This is a genomic window from Streptomyces gamaensis, assembly GCF_042656465.1.
Taxonomy (GTDB): domain Bacteria; phylum Actinomycetota; class Actinomycetes; order Streptomycetales; family Streptomycetaceae; genus Streptomyces; species Streptomyces gamaensis.
Window position 1 is genome coordinate 135,278 of the sequence record NZ_JBHSPB010000014.1, and the last position, 22,913, is coordinate 158,190.

The following is a 22,913-nucleotide window of genomic DNA, read 5'->3' on the forward strand; positions in this document are numbered from 1 at the left end:
CGCAGCACGCCCCAGGGGTATCGGCAGTCGCGGAGCGCGCTGAGATCGTCCTGATGACGGCTGTCCGACTTTCCCGCCTTGTCACGCTATATACACACAGAGCAACCATCCGCCGCCCCTGGCGGACGGCGGGCACAAGATCGACGGGAGGACGTCGGAAGCAACCGGAGGCAACTCCCTTCCCTCTTAGCAGAGTTGCCCTCCGCGCCGGGGCGCGGGCCAGGGAGATCGCGGGCGCGCGGGACGGGCCGGGCGCGGAGCAGACCTTCTACCACGGCACCGACACCGAACACAGCATTCCTCGACACTATAAGTCGAAATTTTCCACGAAATGAGTGAACCTTTACCCAGGACTTCTCCGTCTCACTCCCGGAGAAAGACGCTGCAAGAGGAGTGACCGCCGTGGGCCTGACGTCCCAGACGTTTCTGATAGTCCTCGTGCTCATCGCGACAGCGGTGAGCACCCTGGTGCTGTGGCTGTGGCCACGCGCCGGGAAGAAGGGACTGCTCGCGTGGGCCTCCCGGCTGGGCCTGCTGGCAGTGACCCAGCTCAGCATTCTCTCCGTCCTGCTGGTCGTGGCGAACAAGGAGTTCGGGTTCTACAACAACTGGAACGAGCTGCTCGGCAAGAACTCCAGCAAGCAGGAGCTCCAGCAGGGCCAGGAGGGCGGCAAGCGCGAGCCGCTGCTGAAGGTGCAGGGGCAGGAGTCCATCGGCCTGAAGGGTCCGAAGGAAAAGGCCGGACAGGTCGACCGGATCGAAATCCGGGGCGCCGTCAGCGGGTTGAGGATGGACGGCTACGCCTATCTGCCGCCGCAGTACTTCCAGAAGGAGCACGAGAAGGACAGGTTCCCGGTGGTCGTGACGATCACCGGGCAGCCGGGCGTCTCCAAGAACCTCATCACCCAGCTGAAGGTGCCGCAGGCCGCCTCCGACGCCATCATGAAGAAGGAGATCCGGCCGACGATCTACATCCTGGTACGCCCCTCGGTGGTCGCCGACCGTGACACCAACTGCACGGACGTCCCCGGCGGCCCGCAGGCGCTGACCTTCTTCAACCAGGATCTGCCGCTGGCCGTCTCCGAGGCGTACCGCGCGTCCGACACCCCGGGCAGCTGGGGCGCGGTCGGCAATTCCACCGGCGGTTACTGCGCGCTGAAACTCCCCATGACCAATCCGGCCCGCTACGGCGCGGGCGCCGGCCTGTCCGCCGACTACTTCGCCCGCCAGGACCGGGCCACCGGCGACCTGTACGACGGCAGCAAGAAGTACAAGAACGAGGCCGACCTGATCTGGCGCCTGGAGAACATGCCCCCGCCGCCGGTCTCGCTGCTGCTGTCGTCGAGCAAGCAGGGCGAGGAGAACTACGGCCCCACCCTGAAATTCGCGGAGAAGGCCAAGGCGCCGACGCGCGTGACCAAGCTCATCCGCGAGGAGGGCGGCCACAACTTCCAGACGTGGCGCGAGGAATACCCGGTCGTGCTGCGCTGGCTGGACAAGGAACTCGCCGCCGCCGGCAAGTAGGGCGCCGGGCAGGGCGACGCACCAGAGAATCAGGCGCCGTGGGGCGGCCGGTGAATTCACCGGCCGCCCCACGGCCTTGTCCGGACCGGTCCGCACCCGTCCCCCGGCCTGTGACGGTTCCGTCATATCGCGGGCATCGTTCCCACACACGCGTGCAGCAGGCTGGGAGCCGTCGTTCCCCGCGCACCACGGCCGCGGAGGACGAGTTCTTCGAGGAGACAGGTGAGGAGAACCGCCATGAAGAGGGCTCTGACCAGAACGGCGACGACCGTCCTGGTCGCTCTGGCCGCCGGAGCCGGCTCGCTGTACATCGCGGTCGCGGGCGACGGGGACGGCCTGACCGTCACGGCCGCGAGCCGCCTCGCCTCCGGCTATCTGCCCTACACGCTGATCGTGTTCCTGGTCGGCGCGACCGCCCCCTCCGCGCTGCACGCCGTGCTCCGCGCGGTCGCCTCCCAGCTGATCATGGTGTGGGGCTACTACACCTGGGGACCGATGGTCACCTTCACCACGACACCCGAGACCGCGATGCACTACGCCCAGAAGTGGACCCAGGTCGCCGTACTCGGCGTACCCGTCGCGGCGTTGGCGGCCTACGCGGTGGGCTGGTGCGTACGGCAGTCGCCGAGGGTCCCGGACACCGACCGCACCCCGCACTCGGCGTCCCAACAGCGCGACGTCACGGGCCCGTTGGCCACGGTGCACCCGCTGCGCCCCCGTGACACGGCAGGACAGCGCACCCGCTGACGCCCGCCGCCCCGGCTGCCGTCCACGCCGGGTACGGCCGTACGACCTCCATGCGCCCTGCTCAGCGGCCCACGCCGGGGCGGATAATGGGTGCCGCGCCGACACCCCGTCACCACGCCTCGTGGTGACGCGTCGGCGCGCCCGTACGACCAACAGACACCCAGAACGACATGGGGGCGTGGCATGACAGCTGACCTGAAGCACGACGAGCGGAGCGGCCGCCGGGCGGGAGCCGTCCCGCTCGCCGGACGGCTCGGGCGCCGGGCGCGCAGGGCGGCCGTCGTCGCGGCCCTGGCCCTGGCCGCCGCCCTGCTGGCGCCCGCCGGCCCGGCGACCGCCGAGGGGCGGCCGGCCGCCGTCACGGCGCTGCTCGCCGTGGACGACACCGCCCGCCCGCAGGCCGCCGGACAGCACGAGGCACCGGCCGTGGCCACAGCGCAGCAGCACGTCCGGCACGCGGCGGCCGACAAGCCCAAGAAGAAGAAGGGCTTCTTCCACAAGCTCGGCGTCGCGCTGATCGTGGTCCTCGTGCTCATCCTGCTGTTCGTGGTGGCCGTCATCGTCTTCCTGATCTGGCTGGTGCGCCGGATCTTCATGCGCCGGCGCTCCTGACTCCCCTGCGCGAGCGGGCCGTTGGCCCCCGCAGAATGCGCGAAGGGCGCCGTCGCACCGTCAGGACCCGGTGCGGCGGCGGCCGTTGTCCTCTCGAACGGGGTCAGCCGCTCTTGCGGCGGAACGAGCGGTGCCCGCCCGCCTTGCCGTGTGTGCCGTGGATCCTGGATCCGTCGCGGTCCCGACCGGTCGTGCCGGGGTCGGCCGAGCGGCCGCGCTTGCGCTCCAGGGCCTCGCGGAACTTCCGTTTCACGTCGTCCCCGGCGCTCCCGGCCTGCGGGGCGTGCTCCGGCTCTGTGCCGTCCGTCATCGAAACCTCCTGGTCGTACCGGTGGTCGCCACAGCTTCGCACGGCCGGCGGCCGAGGTGAACCGGGTTTTCCCCCGGCCGGGCGGCTTCCGCCGGCTTCCGTCAGCGGACGATCTGGTCCCCGTCGGGCACGTCCTCGACACTCACCGCGGCGGTGCGCACGCCCAGCCCCTCGGCGACCGCCCGCGCGATCCCCTCGGGGTCCGGACGGGTCGGGTACGGGACGCTCTCCCCGTCCCCGTAGGCCTCGATGGCCCTGGTGAAGTAGCCGGGGTACCAGGCGCCGACCGCGCCGCGCACCTCCACCCGGCGCACCGGCCGCGCTCCCACGCGGTCCCGCAGCGCGGCGAGGATCCCATCGGAGCGGTACGCGCCGGGCACCTGGAACAGACTGGCGTGTGCGCCCGCCTTGCCGCCGTCCCCCAGCCGCACCGTGACCGTCAGACAGCTGGTCACACCGGGGTAGACGATCGTGCCGCCGGGCCCCGTCTCGTCGACGCGGCCCTCGGTGATGGTGACCCGGGAGGCCGGGGCGTCGGCCGCCGCGCCCCGGGGCCGGTCGAGGGCCCGCGCGACGGGGTGCGCGACCACCGAGGCGGCCAGGGCCAGGGCAAGGGTCAGCAGGACGGGGACGGCGGGCCGACGCCGTCGTACGCGCGCGGCCGTCATACCAGCGGCACGTCCGTCCCGAAGCGGCTGCGCACCGCGGTCTGCACCTCGGCCTCCTCCGCCGGATCGGCGGCGAGGCGCCGCAGTCGCGCGACGACGCGGGCGTCGGCCGTCGTCGCGTGGCGGGCGGCGAGTTCGCGGGTGCTCTCCTCGCAGTCCCACAGGCACTCGACGGCGAAACCCGCCGCGAAGGAGGGGTCGGTGGCGGCGAGGGCCTGCGCGGTGCGGCCGCGCAGCTGGGAGGAGGCGGTCTCGCGGTAGACGTGGCGCAGTACGGGCGCGGCGCAGGTGATCCGCAGCCGTCCGGCGCCCTGCACGAGCTCCAGGAGCACCGGCGCGTCCGGTCCCTCGGCCCGCACGGTGCGGCGCAGCGCGGCGAGCACCAGCGCGGCGTCGTAGGCGCCGCCCCGGCAGGCGAGCATCCCGGCGGCGGCCGCGCCGAGGGCGTCGCCGCGGTGCACCCAGATCCGGGCCCGCTCCAGGGCCTCCGTGCAGCGCATGCGCTCGAAGGCGGTGACGGCGGCCTCGGCGACGAGGCCGCCCGGGTCGGCGGCGGCGGCCTCGACGAGGTCGAGGGCCTGCGGGTCGTGGTGCTCGGCGAGATAGCGCAGCGCGGTGGCGCGGGCCGCCTCCGGCCCGAAGGCGGCCGCCTCGATGATCTCCAGCCGGTCCTCGGGTCCCGCGACGGCGGTCAGACAGCGGGTGGCGGGGACGTGGCGCAGCTGGGTGGGGTGCAGGGCCAGGCCCTCCTGGGCCCAGTCGAGGACCTCGCGCACGCTCCAGCCCGGGCGGGGCCCGGTCGGGCGCAGCTGGCGCTGCCAGCGGTCGAAGGAGCCCTGTTCCCGCGCGGCGCGCACCCGGGCCGCGGTGGCCGGGGAGAGCTGTTCGTCGGCCCACAGCCGCCAGGGGCGGGGCTCGAAGGCGTCGCGCACGGCCGCGGCGAGGGCGGCGTCGCCCTCGGGGGTGCGGGGGAAGCGGGCCAGTACACGCGGGCCGAGGGCGGCGAGCGCCGCGTCGTCGTCGCGCAGGGCGAGCTCGTCGAGGGCCCAGGCCCAGTTCCCGCCTCCGGCCGCGTAGCGGCGCAGCAGCGCGAGGGCGTCGGCGCGCCCGTACGAGGCGAGGTGACCGAGCACGGCGAGGGCGAGCCCCGTGCGCTCCTCGGAGGTGTCGAGCAGGTCGTCGGGGTGGAACAGATGCTGTTCGATCTCGTCGAGTCCGCCGTGCAGCTCCAGATACAGGCGCGCGTAGTACAGGGAGCGGTTCTCGACCTGCCAGTCGCGGCGCGGGTCGCGCAGCACGCAGGTGTGCAGCGCGGCGAGCGCCTCCGCGCGCGGCGCCGCGAGGGCATGCAGCGTCCCGTCGCCGCGGCCTCGCTGGAGGAGGCCGAGCAGGGTGCCGCTGGGCGCTATGTCTGGATCGAACATGGGGTCAGCATCCGTGGCGGGGAGTCGGCTGGCAACGGGATTTCCTCACGGACGGCATTCTTGCCGCCGCCGGGCGGCGCTATGCCTGATGAGCAGGGGGGACTCGGGGTCTCCCGAGCGCCCGCAGCCTACCCGGAGCTGCGGATTCCGCCGAGCCGCGTCCGTTTTGCCCGTCTTCGGCCGCGGGTTGTCCGCCTCCGGCGTCCGTTGTATGCCGTCCTGCCCCTCGCATATGCCGTCGACACCACCGGATCGGGTGTTGCCAAACCACTTACGAGCCCTCGCTCCCTGTGCCACAGTCGTTACCGGCTTCACCCCCGGTTCCCGGGATTCCGCCGAGCCGCGCCGTAACGGAGAGCGATCACCATGCCGTCCCCCTGCCACGCGGACCGTTCCGCCGACCGGCCGTCCGAGCGCGGCGCGGTCGACGCGCTGATCTCGCAGGCGCGTCGGCTGCGCGGCGGCCTCGACGCCGTGCGCCGGGGCAGCGCCACGGCCCCGGAGGGGCCGGAGGATCCGCAGTTGCGCTGGCAGCGCGCCCTGTGCGAGCTGGCCGCGCACCACCTGGAGACCGTGGGCGCGCAACTGGGCCAGCTGCGCGAGGGGCTGCCGGAGACCGAGGGTCTTCCGGCGGAGGCCGCCCCGGGGGCCGCCGAGCAGGCCGCGCTCCGCCGGGACCGGGAGGAGCCGGCGGCGCGGGCCGGGCGGGCCGGCAGCGCCGAGTGGAACCTCCTCACCGACGGGGTCACCTGGTCCGAGGAGCTCTTCACGCTCTTCGGCCGCGCCCCCGAGGAGGGCGCCGTCACCCTCGACGAGCTGCCCTCCTGGCTCCTGGAGGAGGACCGGGGGCTGCTGACCGCGATGGTCACCGACGCCCTGGTGGAGGGCAAGGCGATCGACGGGGAGTTCCGTATCGTCCGCGCCGACGGCGGTGTGCGCACCGTGCACATGATGGGCGAGCCGGTCCTCGACGCCGACGGCACCACGGCCTCCCTGTGGGCCGTCCTGCGGGATGTCAGCGAGCTGCGCCGGTGCCGCCAGGCGGTGCGCGAGAGCCGTGACTCGCTGCAGCGCCGGAGGCACCTCGCGCGCACCGAGCACCGGCTCGCGGTCGAGGTGCAGGAGGCCGTGCTGCCGCCGTGGCGCGGCGCCCTGCGTTTCCCGCCGGGCGCGCGCGCCCCGGAGGCCGACGGCTCGCCGGGCACCCTCGACCTCGCCGCGCGCTATCTGCCGTCCTCCTCCAGCGCGCTCGTCGGCGGTGACTGGTTCGACGCGATGCAGTTGCCGGACGGGCGGACCGTGCTCAGTGTCGGAGGTCTGACCGGGCACGGGGCGGCCGCCACCTCCACCATGGCCATGCTGCTCGGCGCGTTGCGCGGCATGGCCGTCACCGGTGCCGAGCCGGGCCCCCTGATGGGCTGGCTCAACCACCTCCTGGACGCCTCCGCGCAGCCCGCGCTGGGCAGCGCCCTCTACGGCCGCTACGACCCGGCGGCCCGCACCCTGAGCTGGTCCCAGGCGGGCCACCCCGCCCCGCTGCTGTTCCGCGGCGGCCGGGGGCGTTCGCTGCGCCCCCCGGAGGGTGTGCTGCTGGGCGCGGTCCCCGACGCCGCGTACGCGCAGGCCGAGGAGCCCCTGGAGCCCGGCGACGTGCTGCTGCTGCACACCGAGGGTCTCGCCCCGCACGGCGCCTCGCCCGTCACCTCGTCGGTCACGGACCTGCTGCTGGATCTCGCGCCCCGGTTCACGGCGGCGCGGGACGCGCAGGAGTGCCTGCGGGCCGTACTGGAGGAGTTCGGCGGGACGGAGCGCGAGGACGACGCGTGCGTGCTGATCGCCCGCGTGCGTTCCTGACGCGCCTCACACGGCCGTCCCCCGCTCCTCCCCCGCCGGCCTGCCCGGCCTGGGGCCCTGGGGCAGCACCAGCTTGAGCTCCTGGCGCAGTTCGTCGACGACGGGCGAGCCCGCGTACTTCCCGGTGAGGCGGTACATCTCGCGCAGCCGGTCCCAGGTGCGGTGCGAGGAGGTCTCCCCGATCGTCACCAGGGCCAGCCGCGCGTAAGTGTCCGCCTGCTCCGGGTCGTTGCCCAGGAAGCAGGCGGAGGCCATCGAGATGTAGTCGAAGATCACCGAACGCTGGTGGCCCGAGGTCCGCAGGACGAGGGCCTCCTTGGCGTGCTGCTGGGCGATGGGCGCGGCCGAGGGGTCGTGCTCGGCGAGCGTGCGGTAGGCGAGCGCCTGCATGCCGTGCAGGTCCGCCTCGTCGAACATCTGCATCCAACTCGGCGGCGGCACATCGCCCTTGTCCGAGACGAACAGCTCCTCGGCCTCCCCCAGGGTCCGCCGCATGGCCTGTCCCCGGCCCATCGACGCCTGCGCCCACGCCTCGATGGTGCAGAGCATGGCGCGGGTGCGCGGCAGGGTCTCGCTGCCGGAGCCGGACTGGGCGAGCTTCATCAGGTCGAGCGCGTCGTCCGGGCGGCCGAGGTGGACCATCTGCCGGGCGGCCCGGGACAGCGCCTCGCCCGCGCGGGGCCGGTCACCGCCCTCGCGGGCGGCGTGGGCGGCGATGACGAAGTACTTCTGCGCGGTGGGTTCGAGGCCCACGTCGTGGGACATCCACCCGGCGAGCACCGCGAGGTTCGCGGCGACCCCCCACAGCCGGCGCTGGAGGTGCTCGGGGTGGCGGTAGGAGAGCATGCCGCCCACCTCGTTGAGCTGGCCGACGACCGCCTTGCGCTGCAGTCCGCCGCCCCGGGCGGCGTCCCAGCGGCGGAAGACGTCGACCGAGTGCTCCAGGGCGTCGATCTCGGTGGAGCCGACGGGTGCCGCGTCGTAGCGGTCGTAGGCCGCGTCGGCGTGCGCGGTCCGCTGACCCAGGGGGTCGTGGAAGCGCGGGGCGTCCTTCGCGAGAGCCGCGTCGTTGTGCAGCCAGTCGTGCATCGCGCTGCTGAGTGCTGAGCCTGCGGTGAGCGCGGCGCCCGCGCCCACCAAGCCGCGTCGGTTGAGCATGAGGTCCATTCCCGTGAATTCGGTGAGGACCGCGGCGGTCCGCTCGGGTGGCCAGGGCAGGACGTCCGTGGACTGGCCCCTGCCCGCGCGCCCCCGTCGGCCGAACCCGAGGTCCTCGATGGTCACGACACGGCCGAGTCGCTCGGTGAAGAGGGCTGCCAGCACCTTGGGCACGGGATCCCGGGGCGACTCCCCCATGTCGATCCAACGCCGCACCCGCGAGGTGTCGGTCGCCAGCTGCGGGTGGCCCATGACGGCCGCCTGCCGGTTGACCAGCCTCGCGAGCTCGCCCTTGGACCATCCGGCCAGTGCGAACAGGTCCGCCAGGCGGGTGTTGGGTTCCCTCGTCACGTCAAGCCCCCAGGTTCTCGGCTGACTTGACGGTAACGGCAGCGTCATGGGCCGGGCGAGTATTCGCCAGGGTTCGCCAGGGTGCGCCAGATGGTGTGCCACCCACGGCCGGGTGTCGGGTAGGAACGCGCCACCCCGGCCACCCGGAGCCGGACCGCATTCCCCAGGGTGCCCAGGGCCCGGGGACCGGGGAGCGCCGCAACTCGCCGGCACACGAAGGGATCTGTTCCGCACATGTATGCAGCCTCGTCCTCCGTGTCCGCGCCCCCCCGGCCGCTCCGTCCGCAGCACGCCGGCGGCGGGCCGTATCTCGACCCCTCCCACGCCGTGGGGGCTGCCTTCGGGGGCGGGCGGGCCCGGCGGTCCCCGGGGCCGGGCGGCGGGCAGGTCAGCGGGAGAATCGACCTGTCCGGCCCGCAGGGCGCGCAGCTGCGCGCGGTGATCGCGGCAGTGCACCGCATCTGCCCGGAGTTCAACCCGGTGCAGCTGCTGCGCGGCAGCGGGCGTTCCGTCCTGCTGGTGGGCTCCACCGGGCGGACCACGGCGGTGGCCAAGTGCTTACTGGACCACTCGCCGTCCTGGGCCGAGCGGTTCCACCAGGAAATAGCCACATACCGGGCGTTCGTCCGGCACCGCCCACCGGTGCGGGTGCCCCGGCTGATCGCTGCGGACCCCGAGAACTGCGCCCTGGTGATCGAGCGGATGCCGGGCCGCCCGGCGGCCGCTCAGCGGCATCCCACGGAGACCCCGCCGCGCGCGGACGTCCGGGCGGCACTGGGGGCGATCTGCCGGGTCAACCTGTGGCGCCCCCCGGCCGGCCTGTTCGACATGCCGCTCGACTACGGCCAGCGCATCGCCCGCTTCCACGAGTTGGGGCTGCTGACCGACCGCGACCTGGGGGACCTGCAGAAGCTGCTGCGCGGACTGGCCCATGTCCAGGGGCAGTTCTGCCACGGCGACGCCCAGTTGTCGAACCTGTTGCTGTCCCCGGCCGGCCCGGTGCTGGTCGACTGGGACCAGGCGGGCTGGTATCTGCCGGGGTACGACCTGGCGACGCTGTGGACCATGCTCGGCGACGCCCCGGTGGCACGCCGTCAGATCAGCCAGCACGCGCAGGCGGCGGGTCCGATCCACCGGGACGCGTTCCTGGTGAACCTGATGCTCGTCCTGACCCGGGAGATCCGCACGTACGAGACGGCCGTGCAGCGCGCCCTGCACGAGCCCGCGCCGGCGGCGCCCGGCGGAGCCGATTCCGGCGAGGAGCAACGACTGCTGCTGCGCCGGCTGCACGACGACTGCGCGCTCGCCAGGCGCGCGGTCCGCGCTGCGGTCGGCACCCGCTGACCGGCTCCCAGGCTCCGCCCCCGACACGCCGCGCCCTCCCGGCGCGGCGTGTCTCCGTTCACCGGTACGGTCGACCGGCCGTGGCGCGAGGTGGACGTCCGTGACGGGAAAAGCCCCGGCACGGGCGCCGGCCGCGTCGATCGCCCGCCGTTTCCGCGTGATTGACGGATCCTCGGCCGGGGGCTACCTCTGATACGTCTTGGTCCCGCACGCGCGCCCGACAGACACCGTGCGGCGCGCGGCACGGCCCCGAGGAGGCTGCCTTGCGAGGATCCGCTCCCCCACCGCCCGATGCCGTACGGCCCGGCCGCGCGCGCGGCCGCAGACTCGGGGCGGTCGGCGCGGTGGTGTCGGCCGCCCTGTTGGTCCCCCTGCCGCCGGCGGGCGCGGCAGGCGCCGGGCAGCAGCGGCCCGAGTCCCTGCAGCAGGCGTTCGCCCGCGCCGCCGAGGAGTACCGCGTGCCGCGGAGTGTGCTGCTGGGGGTGGCGTATCTGCAGTCGCGCTGGGACGCCCACGGCGGCGCCCCGAGCGTCGTCGGCGGGTACGGCCCGATGCATCTGACGGACGCGGCCGCCGCCCTGGCCGCCGCCCCGCACCACGGCGACGGCCGCGAGGATCCCCGCGGCGACGGCGCGCGTCCGCTGTTCTCCCCCGTGGCCCCGCTCTCCCCGGGCCTGGCCGGCGCAGGGGGCACGCCCTGGCGCTCCGCGCGCCCGGCGCTGCCCTCCCCCGTCCCGGAGCGGCTGCGCACCCTGGAGCGGGCCGCGCGGCTGACCGGGATCCCGGCGCGGGCCCTGCGCCAGGACCCCGCGGCGAATGTCCGGGGCGGGGCCGCGCTGCTGGCGGACGCGCAGCGGCGGCTGGGCCTGCCGCCGAGCGCCGATCCCGCCGACTGGTACGGCGCGGTGGCCGGCTATCCCGGGGCGTCGGACGCGGCGACGGCACGGACCTTCGCGCGGGACGTCTTCGAGGTGATCCGCTCCGGGCAGCGGCGCACCACGGACGCGGGCCAGCGCGTCGTCCTGCCCGCGAGCCCGCGTCTGGCCGCGCGCCCGGAGCAGGTGCGGCGGCTCGGGCTGCGCGCGCCCTCGGCCGCCGGGGTCGAGTGCCCCGCGTCGGTGGCGTGCGAGTCGATCCCGGCGCCGTACCGGAAGCTGGAGGGCACGGACTACGGCAACCACGACGTCGCGGACCGGCCGCGCTCGCAGAAGGTCCGCTTCATCGTCGTGCACGACACCGAGGGCTCGTGGGAGACGACGGTCCGGCTGATCCAGGACCCCCGGTATGTGTCGTGGAACTACACGGTGCGCTCGGCCGACGGGCACATCGCCCAGCACGTGCCCACCAAGGACGTCGCCTGGCACGCGGGCAACTGGTATGTGAACTCCGCCTCGGTGGGCATCGAGCACGAGGGCTTCCTCGCGGAGCCCGACGCCTGGTACACGGAGGAGATGTACCGCACGTCGGCGCGGCTGGTGCGGTATCTCGCGCAGAAGCTGGACGTCCCGCTGGACCGGCAGCACATCCTGGGCCACGACAATGTGCCCGGCACCCTGCCGTCGACGATCCCGGGGATGCACACCGACCCGGGCCCGTACTGGGACTGGGCGCACTACTTCGAGCTGCTGGACCGGCCCTTCCAGTCGGCCTCCCGTGCCTTCGGCGGCCTGGTGACGGTGCTGCCGGACTACGACGAGAACCGGCCGCCGTACACCGGCTGCAAGGAGCCGGGCGCGCCCTGCGACGGGCACGGTTCGGGCGCGGTGCGGCTGCGCACGGGTCCGGGCGAGCGGTATCCGCTGGTGAAGGACATCGGGCTGCGCCCCGACGGCGGCGAGTCGACGACGGACGTCAACGACACGGGGGCCAGGGCCTCCACGGGCCAGCAGTTCGCCGTGGCGGGGCGGGAGAACGGCTGGACCGCGATCTGGTACCTGGGGCAGAAGGCGTGGTTCGCGGATCCGTGGGAGCGCCCCGCCTCGGTGCCCGCGCGCGGCTCGGTCGTCACTCCCCGGCCGGGGCAGCGGCAGGTGCCGGTGTACGGCCGCGCCTACCCGGAGAAGGCGGCGTATCCGGCGGGTGTCCCGGTGCAGGAGGTGACGCCGCTGCCGTACCGGCTCCCGGCGGGCCAGCGGTACGCGCTCGGGCAGCGCGTGGTGGGCGAGTATCTGTGGGCGAAGACCTTCGATCCGGCGGGGCACCGGCTGGTGCGCGGCAAGGACGTCTACTACGAGATCCAGTTCGGGCACCGGGTCGCGTTCGTCAGGGCGGCGGACGTGGAGGTGCTGCCCCCGGGCCGGTAGCCGCGGAGTGCGGACGGCGAGGGCCCGGTACGGCGCCGCGTACCGGGCCCTCGCCGTGCCGGTTCCGTGCGTGGCGGGTGTCGTGCGTGCGGTCAGACCTGCTGGAACATCTCGGCCGGGAGCGGCTTGAGGAGCTGGTAGAGCTCGTCGGTGATGGGCCGGTCCCAGCTGGCGATGGTGACGAGCACGCCGTCGCTGCGGTCGAACTGGGTGCAGGAGATGCGGCTTTCGGAGCACTTGATGCGGCGCACGACGAGCAGGTTGTCCTCGTGCATGACCGGCATGTCCTCGGTGCCCACGACCGTGACGGGTTCCTCGTTGCCGAGAGCGGCGAGCAGCTGGGCCACCTCGAAGGGGACCTGGCCCTCGGCGAGCTCGCGGGCCTGGGAGCCCTCGGGCAGATTGCCGATGATCATCGCGGGGCCGCGCCCGCCGAAGAGGTCGTAGCGCAAGAAGACGCCCTGGCAGCTGCCGTCGGGCGCGGGCAGCAGACCGGCCCCGAGGTCTCCCGGCCAGTCCCCCGGGTCCATGGCGAGGACATCGAAGTCCGGCCCGGTGGGTGTGGCGCTGCGGCGGCGGAGGAACGACATGCCCTCATCGTACGTGGCCCGGGCGGCCCCATGGCCCGGGGGCGGGCACCGGGTGGGGCCGGGTACGGACCGTACGGCGCGGGCCCGTGCGCCGCCGCCCGCGGACCCCGTCCGGAGCGCCCTGGCAAATGAGTGAATGTCCGAAACTTCTTTCATGGGCCCGAGTTACTCAGGTCGTCTCCTCACGAGAGGCGCCCATCGATCGAAAGGCTCAGACGTGCTCAAGAAGGTTCTCGCCACAGCCGCGTTGACGGCATCCACGGTCGGCACTCTCGCCGCCCCCGCGCTGGCGGTCGGCAACGACACCGATGTCGCCAATGCCAATGGCGCGAAGACCGCTTACGGCGACACCATCACGGGTGGGCACGAGAGCCCGCAGATGACCGCGGTCCAGGGCAGCCTGAACAAGCTGTGCGTCGGTATCGGCAAGGTCGGTCTCCAGTCCGTCCTGGCGCTGATCAACGTCGGTCTGCAGGACATCCCGATCCTCACCTCGCAGCAGCAGCAGGAGTGCACGGACAACTCCACGATCGCGGACGGCGACGACCCGCTCTCGCACCTCATCGACGACATCCCGGTGGTGTCGGAGAACGGTTCCCGCAACAAGGACCTCGGCCACGGTCACCACGACCACTTCGAGCACTCCGAGCATTTCGAGCACTGACGGAATCCTCCGTCGGCCGGAGTCGGCTGATCGTCCCCCTGCCTCGGGTGCACGGGCCCCGGGGCAGGGGGATTTCCCTGTTCCCGGACGGCTGCCGAACGCCGTCCGCATGCTTTCCTCTCCCCGGCCCGGGCCGCGCGCTGCCGCTCCCGGGCCGGTTCCACGCCCGGTCGTATACGATGACCGGGTGACCATGCTCGTCAAACGCCGCCACGTGGACCTCCTCCGCGTCACGAGCATGTCCTGTCGCCGTCACGGCTGACCTTCTCCCCCGGACCGCCCGCCCCTGCGGGCCCTGATCCGGTTCTTTCCTCTTCTGCCCGCGCACTCACGCGCGGTATTCCTGCTCATCTCCGGTTCCGCCGGGCCCTGTTGCGCTGCCGTGCGCCCCAGTAGCGGCCGTACGGACCTGCGGCACGCCACCGTACGGAACCGGCCTTTCACACACCGTGGACCTCTTATGCACCACCAGCTTCCCGTCGTCGATCTCTCCGCCGCTTCCGCCGGCCCCGACGAGCGCCGCCGCTTCCACGAGGCGCTGCACTCGGCCGCGCGCGACGTGGGCTTCTTCCAGCTGACCGGGCACGGCATCACCGCCGGGGAGACGGCCGGCCTGATGCGCGTGCTGCGCGCGTTCTTCGCTCTGCCGGAGGCGGAGCGGCTGTCCGTCAGCAATCTCAACTCGCCGCATTTCAGGGGCTACACACGCATCGGCGACGAGCGGACCGGCGGCAGCCGGGACTGGCGGGACCAGCTCGACATCGGCGCCGAGCGCGCTGCGCGCGTGCCCGGCCCCGGCGAGCCGGACTACTGGTGGCTGGAGGGCCCCAACCAGTGGCCGGCCGCGCTGCCGGAGCTGCGGGCCGTGGCCCTGCGCTGGGTGGAGCGGCTCAGCGCGGTGGCCGGACAGGTGCTGCGCGAGCTGCTGGCGGCGATCGGCGCCCCGCCCGGTTTCTACGACGGGGCCTTCGCGGACCGGCCGCATCTGCACCTCAAGCTGGTGCGCTACCCGGGCAGCGCGCCCGACGGCGCGGGCCAGGGCGTGGGGGCGCACAAGGACTACGGCTTCCTGACGCTGCTGCTGCAGGACGAGGTCGGCGGGCTCCAAGTGCAGGGCGCCGACGGGTCGTTCGTGGACGTGCCGCCGCTGCCGGGCGCGTTCGTGGTCAATCTGGGCGAGCTGCTGGAGGTGGCCACGAACGGCTATCTCAAGGCGACCAACCACCGGGTGGTGAGCCCGCCCGGTGCCCGGGAGCGCTACTCCGTGCCGTTCTTCTACAACCCGCGGCTGGACGCGCGGATCGGCCCCGTGCCCTTCGCGCACGCGGACCGCGCCCCGGGCATCACCCGGGACGCGGCCAATCCGCTGTTCGCCGAGTACGGCCGCAACGAGATCAAGGGCTGGCTGCGGGCGCACCCGGAAGTGGCGCGCCGCCATCACGCGCGGCTGCTCGCCGCCTGAGCGCCGGCTACGTGAGGTCGAACTCGCCGTCGCGGGCGCCGCGGAGGAAGGCGCGCCACTCCTCGGGGTCGAAGGTCAGTGACGGTCCTTCCGGGTGGCGCCCGTTGCGCATGGCGATGAAGCCCTCGACGAAGGCGATCTGGACCTCGCCCCTGCCCTGACTGCTCGACAGCCAGGCGGCCTTGGCGAGGTCGAGCTCGGGGTCGGTGCCGCCGACCGGTCGTTCCGTCGTGCTCTCCGCCACGTTCGCCTCTCCTTACGCGCGCCGGCTGGGGGCACCACCCTAGCGAGAGCGTGTGCCGCCGGACAGGCCGCCGCACAGCGGTGGCCCGCCACCGTCCGTCAGGAATCGGGGGGTTGACTGCCCATCAGCCACATCGCGAAGAACTGCGCGGCGCCGCCGTAGGCGTGGCCGAGTGCCCTGCGGGCGCCGTCGACCTGGTGCGCGCCGGCCTGTCCGCGTACCTGGAGCGCGGCTTCGGCGAAGCGCAGGAGGCCGGAGGCGCCGATGGGGTTGGTGGACAGCACCCCGCCCGAGGGGTTGACGGGCAGGTCGCCGTCCAGGGCGGTGGCGCCGGAGGCCGTGAGCCGCCAGCCCTCGTCCCGGGGGGCGAAGCCGAGGTTCTCCAGCCACATCGGCTCGTACCAGCTGAAGGGGACGTACATCTCGACCGTGTCGATCTCGCGGCGCGGGTCGGTGACGCCCGCCTGGCGGTAGACGTCGGCGGCGCAGTCGCGGCCCGCGCGCGGGTCGGTGAAGTCCTTGCCGGGGAAGAGGGTGGGTTCGCTGCGCATGGCGCCGCCGTGCAGCCAGGCGGGCGGGTGCGGGGCGCGGGCGGCTCCGGCGCGGTCGGTCAGGACGAGCGCGCAGGCCCCGTCGGAGGAGGGGCAGGTCTCGGCGTAGCGGATCGGGTCCCACAGCATGGGCGAGGCGAGCACCTTCTCCAGGGTGAGGCCGTGTTCGTGCAGGTGCGCCCAGGGGTTCTTCAGGGCGTTGCGGCGGTCCTTGCAGGCGACGAGGGCGCCGATGTCGTCGGGGGCCTTGCTGCGGTGGATGTACGCCCGTACGTGCGGGGCGAAGAAGCCGCCGGCGCCGGCGAGGAGGGGCGGCTGGAAGGGGACGGGCAGGGAGAGGCCCCACATGGCGTTCGACTCCGACTGTTTCTCGAACGCCAGGGCAAGGACGGTGCGGTGGAGCCGGGCGGCGACGAGATCGGCGGCGACGAGGGCGGTGGAACCGCCGACGGAGCCGGCGGTGTGCACGCGCAGCAGGGGTTTGCCGACGGCTCCGAGGGCGTCGGCGAGGGCGAGTTCGGGCATCATGACGCCCTCGAAGAAGTCGGGTGCCTTGCCGAGGACGACGGCGTCGAGGTCGGACCAGGTCGACTGCGCGTCGTCCAGGGCGCGTCGGGCGGCCTCGCGGACGAGTCCGGCGAGGGAGACGTCGCGGCGGGCGGCGGCGTGTTTGGTCTGGCCGATGCCGACGACGGCGACGGGTTCGCGGTGCGTGCCGGCTGCCGGTACGGGGGGTGTCATCGCTCCTCCCCCTCCAGGACGGCGACGAGGTTGTGCTGGAGGCAGGGCCCGGAGGTCGCGTGGGCCAGGGCGCGGCGGGACTCGCCGCGGTGGATGCGGGCGGCCGCCTCTCCGATGCGGATGAGTCCGGCGGCCATGAGCGGGTGGGCGGCGAGGGCGCCGCCGGAGGGGTTGACGGCCACGTCGTCGCCCAGGCGCAGTTCCTTGCGCAGGACGACTTCCTGCGCGGTGAAGGGGGCGTGGAGTTCGGCCGTGTCGCAGGGGGCGTCGAAGGCGCCCGCGCGCTCGGCGGCCAGGGCGGTGGAGGGCGAGCGGGTGAGGTCGCGCACGCCGAGGGAGTGCGGTTCGACGCGGTGGTCGATGCCGCGGATCCAGGCGGGTCTGCCGCGGGTGCGGCGGGCGGTGTCCCCGGCGGCGAGGACGACGGCGGCGGCGCCGTCGCCGACGGGCGGGCAGTCGCCGGTGCGCAGGGGATGGACGAGGGGTGCGCCCATGGGGACGGGGCCGCGCAGTTGGGCGTGCGGATTGCCCAGGGCCGCGGTGCGGTTGCGGTCGGCGATCGCGGCCAGCGCGCCGGGGTCGGTCTCGCCCGCGTCGATGAGGGCGCGGGCCTGGAGGGCGGCGAGGGCGACGGGGTCGGGCCACAGGGGGGCCAGGACGTAGGGGTCGAGCTGCCGGGTGAGGACCTCGCGGGGGTCGCCGGGCGAGGACTTGCCCCAGGCGTAGACGAGGGCGGTGTCGGCGGCGCCGGTGAGGATCTTCACCCAGGCCTCGTACAGCGCCCAGGCGCCGTCCGCCTCGACGTGGGACTCGGCGATCGGCGGCCAGGCGCCGACGCCGTCGAGGGCGAGGGTGAAGGAGAAGGGGCGGCCGGCGAGGTAGTCGCTGGAGCCGGAGCAGGTGAAGTCGGCTTCTCCGGGCCGGAGTCCGGCCTGGTCGAGTGCTTCGCGCAGGACGGGCAGCAGGAGTTCCGTCTCGGAGACCTCGGGGGTGCCGCGGCGGTGGTCGCTCTGCGCGAAGGCGACGACGGCGACGTCGCGGGCCGGGGCTCTACCGGGAGGAGTCATCGCGGCACCGCCGTGCGGGAGTCGGGACAGGCGTCGGGTTCGCCGGTGGGCCGGTAGTGGTCGGGGTACGGGCTCGCGCCCGTCCATACGGCCTCGACGCGCAGTCCCATGCGCACCTGCTCGCAGGGGATGCCGGCGACGCGTCCGTGCAGGGCGAGGTCGGCGCCGTCGAGGGCGATGTGCGCGTAGACGTAGGGCACCTCGACGGGGAGGTCCTTGGCCTTGATGCGGACGACGCAGAAGGTGGTGACGGTGCCGCGGGGGCCGACCTCGACCTGTTCGTCCGTGGCGGTGCCGCAGGTGGGGCAGGCGCCTCGGGGCGGGACGCACACCGTGCGGCAGCGGGGGCAGCGCTCGCCGAGGATGCGGTGCTCGGCGAGGGCGCGCAGGTAGCGGGTCTGGGCCCGGCCGGGGGTGCAGGTGTAGTCGAGGCGGGCGGGGGTGGTGATGGTGGTGACGGGGTCGGTGAACCGGCCGTGGTGCGGCCGGGGTTGCCCGTGGTGGGAGTCCGGTCCGGGGTCCTGTGCGGGGTCCTGTGCGCAGGGTTCGAAGCAGGCGATGTCGGTGATGGCGCCGGTGCGTGCCGCGGCCCAGCGGATCCGTACGCGCATGCCGGTGCGGACGGCGTCGGGGCCGGGGGCGTCGAGGGCGTGGAGCAGGGCGGTGTCGGCTCCGTCGAGGCGGACGAGGACCCAGGCGAAGGGGGTGGACAGGGGCTGGCGGGGGCGTGGTGCGGGGTTCCAGGCCCAGGTGGTGACGGTACCGGCGGGGCCGGTCGCGACGAGGTCGCGCAGTTCTTCGGAGGTGACCGGGTCGTACTCGGCGGGCGGTACGAGGACGCGGCCGTCGGCGGCGCGCACGCCGAGGACGGTGCGTTCGCGCAGGCCCGTCAGGAAGGCGCTCAGCACGGGGCCGAGGGAGCGGGTGAAGGGGAACTCCACGGTCATGGGGGCGGTGAGCGGGGCGGTGCTCTCGTCCGGCACGGCGGTCTCCTCCGGTGCTCGTCCGGGGCTCGTGGCGGGGCTGCGTGGCGGGGCGCCGGTCAGGCGCGCCGGAAGACGGCGGGGCGCTTCTCTGCGAAGGCGCGGGTGCCCTCGCGGGCGTCGGCGGTGGCGAGGACGGGCAGGCCGCGTTCGAGTTCGAGGGCGAGGCCGTCGGCCTCGCTCAGGCGCTCGGCGTCGTGGACGCAGGCCTTGACGGCCTCGACGGCCAGCGGCCCGTTGGCGTTGACGAGTGCGGCCGTCTCCAGGGCCCGGCGCAGGGCGGTGCCGTCGGGGACGACGTGGCCGACGAGTCCGATGCGGGCGGCCTCGGCGGCGGTGTACGGGCGTCCGGTGAGCAGCATTTCGAGGGCGTGGGTGCGGGGGATCTGGCGGGGCAGCCGGACGGTGGAGCCGCCGACCGGGAAGAGGCCGCGCCGGACCTCGAACAGGCCGAAGGTGGCGCTCTCGGCGGCGATGCGGATGTCGGTGCCCTGCAGGATCTCGGTGCCGCCGGCGACGCAGGGGCCCTCGACGGCGGCGATGACGGGTTTGCGGGGGCGGTGCGTGCGCAGCATGGCCTTCCAGGGCAGGTCGGGGTCGGCCGCGAGCCGGGCGCGGTCGGCCCGGTCCGTGCCGCGGTCCGCGCCGCGGTCCGCGTCCGTTCCCTGCGCGCCGCTGCGGGCGAGGACCTTGAGGTCCATGCCGGAGCAGAAGGCGCCGCCGGCCCCGGTCAGAACGACCGAGCGGACGGCGTCGTCGCGGTCGGCCTCCAGCCAGGCGTCGTGGAGGGCGACCAGCATCGGCAGGGACAGGGCGTTGCGCGCCTCGGGCCGGTCGAGGGTGAGGACCAGGGTCGCGCCGTGGCGTTCGGTCCTCAGGTGGCGCGCCGGTTGGGGGTTGTCGCCCATGTGCTCCTCCGTCCACGGGTCGTTATGCAGGGTGCAGGAGGCGGCGGCACGGTTCAAGGGCCGTCCGGCAGTTTTCTGACTACGCGTCAGATTCTGTGAGCCTCTCCCCTTCCGCCCGGTGCCGCCCGGCGCTCTAATGACCGCTCCGGCCCCGCGCGTCCCCGGCGGTGCGCGGGCCGGGCGGCGCGGCGACAGGGAGGGAGATGGCGATGGAGTACAACCTGGCCGACCTCTTCGAGTCGGTCGTCGACACGGTGCCGGACCGGGAGGCCCTGGTCGATACCGGCCTCCCCGGCGGCGGGGCCGAGCGCCGACTGACGTACGCCGGACTGGACGCGGCGGCCAACCGGCTGGCCCACCATCTGCGGGAGCGCGGGATCGCCCCGGGTGAGCACGTGGGGCTGCACCTGTACAACGGCGTGGAGTATCTGCAGAGCCTGTGGGCCTGCCTGAAGATCCGGGCCGTTCCGGTCAACGTCAACTACCGCTATGTCGAGGACGAGTTGGCGTATCTGTACCGGGACACCTCTCTCGTGGGCCTGGTCTTCGACGCCGCCTTCTCCGCGCGGGTGGCCGGCGCGCTGCCGCGCTGCGGCGGCCTGCGGCATCTGGTACGGGTCGGTGTCCCGCCCGCCGGCGCGCCCGGACTCCCGGCCGCCGTCGTGGACTTCACCGAGGCCGAGGCGTGGGGGTCCCCGGGACGCGGCTTCGGTCCGCGCTCCGGGGACGACCGGATCGTGATCTGCACGGGGGGCACCACGGGCATGCCCAAGGCCGTGCTGTGGCGTCAGGAGGACCTGTTCTTCTCGGGTCTGGGCGGTGGCGCGCCGACCGGTGAACCGGTGCGCCGGCCCGAGGAACTGGCCGAGCGGGTGGCGGCCGGCGGCGAGGGGCTGGTCTTCTTCCCCACCGCGCCGCTGATGCACGGTACGTCCATGCTCACGGCCCTGATCGCCTTCGGCTTCGGGCAGAAGGTGGTGCTGCACCGGACCTACGATCCGGAGGCGGTGCTGCGTACGGTGGCGCGGGAGCGGGTGACGAGCGTGTCGCTGGTCGGGGACGCGATGCTGCGGCCGCTGGTGGACGCGCTGGCCGGACCGTCGAAGGGCACCGACTGCTCGTCGCTGCTCAGCGTCAGCAGTTCGGGGGCGGTGCTCTCGCGGGCCGTGCGCGAGGAGTTCGCGGCGCTGCTGCCGCATGTGGCGCTGATGGACAACTTCGGCTCCTCCGAGTCGGGTTTCACCGGCACCGCGACCGGCGGGTCCGGGGAAGGGCTCCGGCTGCGCGTCAACGACCGTACGGCCGTACTGGATCCGGTGACCCGCGCGCCCGTGGCGCCCGGCACGGTGGGCCGGCTCGCGCAGCGCGGGCACGTGCCGCTCGGCTACCACAACGACGCGCGCAGAACGGCCGAGACCTTCTTCCGGGTGCGCGGGGAACGCTGGGTGCTGCTGGGCGACATGGCGACCGTGGACGAGCACGGTGCGGTCACCGTGCTGGGGCGGGGCTCTCAGTGCATCAACACCGGTGGCGAGAAGGTGTATCCCGAGGAGGTCGAAGGGGTGCTCAAGGCCCACCCGGATGTCTACGACGCGCTCGTCGCGGGGGTTCCGGACGAGCGCTGGGGACAGCGGGTCGCGGCGGTGGTGCAGCCGAGGGCGGGCGCGGGTCCGCTCACGCTCGACGGGTTGCAGACGCACTGCCGGGCACACCTGGCGGGGTACAAGATCCCGCGCAGTGTGGTGTTCACCGAGCGGATCCAGCGCTCCCCCAGCGGCAAGGCGGACTACCGCTGGGCGCGCGCCGTGGCGGAGCGGGGGGCGCGGGACGCGGGGCATGCGGGGCACGCCGGGGCGTGATCCGGGGGCCGGTGCGGGGTGCGGGGAGGGAGGCGTCGCGCCGTGGACGGACTCGGTGCACCGAACATCAACTCGACGGCGCGAAGACCACTCTCGTACGCGCCTCCTCCCCCGCCGAGCGCCTTGACGCCCGGTCCCGGCGCCTGGTTGCCTGGACATACGCAAACGACCGAATGATCGGTCGGTGACTGGGGGGCGGTGAGCGTGATGGCGGAATGCGCGGGGGTGCCGGACGCCGCGGAGCGGATGTCCGGGCCCGGGCTCGCGGAGCTGCAACTGGAGCGGCTGCGGGGCGTGTTGCGCAGGGTGTACGACCGGGTGCCGTTCTACAGACGGGCGTTCGCGGCGGCCGGGGTGCGGCCCGAGGACTGCCGGACGCTCGCCGACCTCGCCCGCTTCCCGTTCACCACCAAAGCGGATCTGCGCGCGCAGTATCCGTGGGGGATGCTGGCCGTGCCCGAGCGGGAGCTGCGCCGCGTGCACGCCTCCAGCGGCACGACGGGCGCCCCGACCGTCGTCGGCTACACCGCGCGCGATCTGGACGTCTGGGCGGAGGTCGTCGCCCGGTCGCTGCGCGCGGCGGGCGTGCGTCCCGGGCACCGCGTCCATGTGGCCTACGGGTACGGGCTGTTCACCGGCGGACTGGGCGCGCATTACGGGGCGGAGCGGCTGGGCTGCACGGTGATCCCCGCCTCCGGGGGCATGACCGCGCGCCAGGTCCGGCTGATCGTGGATCTGCGTCCCGAGGCCGTGATGGTGACGCCGTCCTACATGCTCACGATGCTCGACGAGTTCGAGCGCCAGGGCATCGACCCCCGTTCGACGTCGCTGAAGGTCGGTGTCTTCGGCGCGGAGCCGTGGTCGGAGGGGATGCGCCGCGAGATCGAGGAGCGCTTCGGCATCGACGCCGTCGACATCTACGGGCTGTCGGAGCTGATCGGGCCGGGGGTGGCGCAGGAGTGCGCGGAGAGCAAGGGCGGGCTGCACATCTGGGAGGACCACTTCTACCCGGAGATCGTCGATCCGGTCACCGGCGAGGTGCTGCCGGAGGGCGAGCGCGGCGAGCTGGTGCTCACCTCGCTCACCAAGGAGGCGATGCCGCTGGTGCGTTACCGCACCCGGGACCTGACGCGGCTGCTGCCGGGCACGGACCGTGTCTTCCGCCGGATCGAGCGGATCACGGGCCGCAGCGACGACCTGGTCATCGTCAGGGGCGTCAATGTCCACCCGGCGCAGTTCGAGGAGCTCGTGCTGGCGGTGCCGGGCATCTCGCCCCACTTCCGGCTGCGGCTGACCCGTGAGGGCCGGATGGACCATCTCACCGTGCGGGCGGAGGCCCGGCCGGAGGCGACCGCCGGGCAGCGCGCGGCGGCCGTCGGGGAGATCGGCCGGCGGGTCAAGGAGGAGATGGGCGTGACCGCGGGCGTGGAGATCGTCGAACCGGGCTCGCTGGAGCGGTCGGTGGGCAAGCTCGGACGTGTCGTCGACGAGCGCGGGGAAGGCGCCGGGCGCGGGAAGGACGCCGGGCGCGGGGAACACCCGCCGTGAG

At 73.8% G+C, this 22,913-nt stretch carries 21 protein-coding genes; 11 read left to right on the forward strand and 10 right to left on the reverse strand.

Features of this window, described 5'->3' with window-relative positions:
• Positions 1–402: 402 nt before the first annotated feature.
• The 3 genes from ACFP1Z_RS22595 to ACFP1Z_RS22605 all read left to right on the forward strand — a co-directional run bounded on the left by ACFP1Z_RS22595 (position 403) and on the right by ACFP1Z_RS22605 (position 2,883).
• Positions 403–1,524: an alpha/beta hydrolase gene (locus ACFP1Z_RS22595; protein WP_390318794.1), complete on the forward strand. Its 1,122-nt coding sequence runs from the start codon at positions 403–405 to the stop codon at positions 1,522–1,524.
• 237 nt (positions 1,525–1,761) lie between these two features.
• Positions 1,762–2,271: a hypothetical protein gene (locus ACFP1Z_RS22600; protein WP_390318795.1), complete on the forward strand. Its 510-nt coding sequence runs from the start codon at positions 1,762–1,764 to the stop codon at positions 2,269–2,271.
• Between the two features lie 183 nt (positions 2,272–2,454).
• On the forward strand, positions 2,455–2,883 hold the full coding sequence (locus ACFP1Z_RS22605; RefSeq protein WP_390318796.1) for a hypothetical protein: 429 nt from the start codon (positions 2,455–2,457) through the stop codon (positions 2,881–2,883).
• Positions 2,884–2,986: 103 nt separating this feature from the next.
• Here the strand turns inward: ACFP1Z_RS22605 and ACFP1Z_RS22610 are convergent, their stop codons facing one another.
• The 3 genes from ACFP1Z_RS22610 to ACFP1Z_RS22620 all read right to left on the reverse strand — a co-directional run bounded on the left by ACFP1Z_RS22610 (position 2,987) and on the right by ACFP1Z_RS22620 (position 5,285).
• Entirely contained in the window at positions 2,987–3,193 is a 207-nt protein-coding gene (locus tag ACFP1Z_RS22610) for a DUF5302 domain-containing protein (protein ID WP_390318797.1), read from the reverse strand.
• A gap of 101 nt (positions 3,194–3,294) precedes the next feature.
• Positions 3,295–3,861: a hypothetical protein gene (locus tag ACFP1Z_RS22615; RefSeq protein ID WP_390318799.1), complete on the reverse strand. Its 567-nt coding sequence runs from the start codon at positions 3,859–3,861 to the stop codon at positions 3,295–3,297.
• Positions 3,858–5,285, reverse strand: coding sequence for a HEAT repeat domain-containing protein (locus ACFP1Z_RS22620; RefSeq protein ID WP_390318800.1), 1,428 nt, complete (start codon positions 5,283–5,285; stop codon positions 3,858–3,860). The genes ACFP1Z_RS22615 and ACFP1Z_RS22620 overlap by 4 nt, the downstream gene beginning before the upstream one ends.
• Positions 5,286–5,651: 366 nt before the next feature.
• Here ACFP1Z_RS22620 and ACFP1Z_RS22625 point away from each other — a divergent pair, with 366 nt between their 5' ends.
• On the forward strand, positions 5,652–7,139 hold the full coding sequence (locus ACFP1Z_RS22625; protein ID WP_390318802.1) for a PP2C family protein-serine/threonine phosphatase: 1,488 nt from the start codon (positions 5,652–5,654) through the stop codon (positions 7,137–7,139).
• A gap of 6 nt (positions 7,140–7,145) precedes the next feature.
• Here the strand turns inward: ACFP1Z_RS22625 and ACFP1Z_RS22630 are convergent, their stop codons facing one another.
• Positions 7,146–8,648, reverse strand: a complete 1,503-nt coding sequence (locus tag ACFP1Z_RS22630) for a DNA-binding protein NsdB (RefSeq protein ID WP_390318803.1) — start codon at positions 8,646–8,648, stop codon at positions 7,146–7,148.
• Between the two features lie 234 nt (positions 8,649–8,882).
• Between ACFP1Z_RS22630 and ACFP1Z_RS22635 the strand changes: the two genes are divergently transcribed.
• Together ACFP1Z_RS22635 and ACFP1Z_RS22640 are read left to right on the forward strand one after the other, a co-directional pair.
• On the forward strand, positions 8,883–9,992 hold the full coding sequence (locus ACFP1Z_RS22635) for an aminoglycoside phosphotransferase family protein (RefSeq protein WP_390318805.1): 1,110 nt from the start codon (positions 8,883–8,885) through the stop codon (positions 9,990–9,992).
• Between the two features lie 263 nt (positions 9,993–10,255).
• Positions 10,256–12,295 carry an N-acetylmuramoyl-L-alanine amidase gene (locus ACFP1Z_RS22640; RefSeq protein ID WP_390318806.1) on the forward strand — a complete coding sequence of 680 codons (2,040 nt, stop codon included), beginning with the start codon at positions 10,256–10,258 and terminating at the stop codon, positions 12,293–12,295.
• Positions 12,296–12,387: 92 nt separating this feature from the next.
• Here ACFP1Z_RS22640 and ACFP1Z_RS22645 read toward each other — a convergent pair whose 3' ends face one another.
• Positions 12,388–12,885, reverse strand: a complete 498-nt coding sequence (locus ACFP1Z_RS22645) for a hypothetical protein (protein WP_390318808.1) — start codon at positions 12,883–12,885, stop codon at positions 12,388–12,390.
• Between the two features lie 217 nt (positions 12,886–13,102).
• On the opposite strand from ACFP1Z_RS22645, the gene ACFP1Z_RS22650 reads away from it, so the two are divergent.
• From ACFP1Z_RS22650 to ACFP1Z_RS22660, 3 genes are all read left to right on the forward strand, one after another.
• Positions 13,103–13,549: a rodlin gene (locus ACFP1Z_RS22650; RefSeq protein WP_390318810.1), complete on the forward strand. Its 447-nt coding sequence runs from the start codon at positions 13,103–13,105 to the stop codon at positions 13,547–13,549.
• A 109-nt stretch (positions 13,550–13,658) separates the two neighbouring features.
• On the forward strand, positions 13,659–13,811 hold the full coding sequence (locus ACFP1Z_RS22655; protein ID WP_390318811.1) for a putative leader peptide: 153 nt from the start codon (positions 13,659–13,661) through the stop codon (positions 13,809–13,811).
• A 198-nt stretch (positions 13,812–14,009) separates the two neighbouring features.
• Positions 14,010–15,011 carry an isopenicillin N synthase family dioxygenase gene (locus ACFP1Z_RS22660; RefSeq protein WP_390318813.1) on the forward strand — a complete coding sequence of 334 codons (1,002 nt, stop codon included), beginning with the start codon at positions 14,010–14,012 and terminating at the stop codon, positions 15,009–15,011.
• A 7-nt stretch (positions 15,012–15,018) separates the two neighbouring features.
• On the opposite strand, the gene ACFP1Z_RS22665 is transcribed toward ACFP1Z_RS22660, so the two are convergent.
• The 5 genes from ACFP1Z_RS22665 to ACFP1Z_RS22685 form a co-directional block, all read right to left on the reverse strand.
• On the reverse strand, positions 15,019–15,255 hold the full coding sequence (locus ACFP1Z_RS22665) for a DUF397 domain-containing protein (RefSeq protein WP_390318814.1): 237 nt from the start codon (positions 15,253–15,255) through the stop codon (positions 15,019–15,021).
• 98 nt (positions 15,256–15,353) lie between these two features.
• Positions 15,354–16,547, reverse strand: a complete 1,194-nt coding sequence (locus ACFP1Z_RS22670) for a thiolase domain-containing protein (protein ID WP_390318815.1) — start codon at positions 16,545–16,547, stop codon at positions 15,354–15,356.
• Positions 16,544–17,614: a lipid-transfer protein gene (locus ACFP1Z_RS22675; RefSeq protein WP_390318817.1), complete on the reverse strand. Its 1,071-nt coding sequence runs from the start codon at positions 17,612–17,614 to the stop codon at positions 16,544–16,546. The genes ACFP1Z_RS22670 and ACFP1Z_RS22675 overlap by 4 nt, the downstream gene beginning before the upstream one ends.
• Positions 17,611–18,561 (reverse strand): Zn-ribbon domain-containing OB-fold protein, encoded by a 951-nt coding sequence (locus ACFP1Z_RS22680; protein ID WP_390318877.1) that lies wholly within the window; start codon positions 18,559–18,561, stop codon positions 17,611–17,613. The genes ACFP1Z_RS22675 and ACFP1Z_RS22680 overlap by 4 nt, the downstream gene beginning before the upstream one ends.
• Positions 18,562–18,656: 95 nt before the next feature.
• The gene (locus tag ACFP1Z_RS22685) at positions 18,657–19,505 is read right to left on the reverse strand and encodes a crotonase/enoyl-CoA hydratase family protein (protein ID WP_390318819.1); all 849 of its coding nucleotides are present in this window, start codon (positions 19,503–19,505) and stop codon (positions 18,657–18,659) included.
• A 209-nt stretch (positions 19,506–19,714) separates the two neighbouring features.
• Between ACFP1Z_RS22685 and ACFP1Z_RS22690 the strand changes: the two genes are divergently transcribed.
• Together ACFP1Z_RS22690 and paaK are read left to right on the forward strand one after the other, a co-directional pair.
• Positions 19,715–21,364, forward strand: a complete 1,650-nt coding sequence (locus ACFP1Z_RS22690; protein WP_390318821.1) for an acyl-CoA synthetase — start codon at positions 19,715–19,717, stop codon at positions 21,362–21,364.
• 207 nt (positions 21,365–21,571) lie between these two features.
• A complete protein-coding gene (gene paaK, locus ACFP1Z_RS22695; protein ID WP_390318823.1) occupies positions 21,572–22,912 on the forward strand; it encodes a phenylacetate--CoA ligase PaaK in 1,341 nt (446 codons plus the stop codon).
• Position 22,913: the final 1 nt, after the last annotated feature.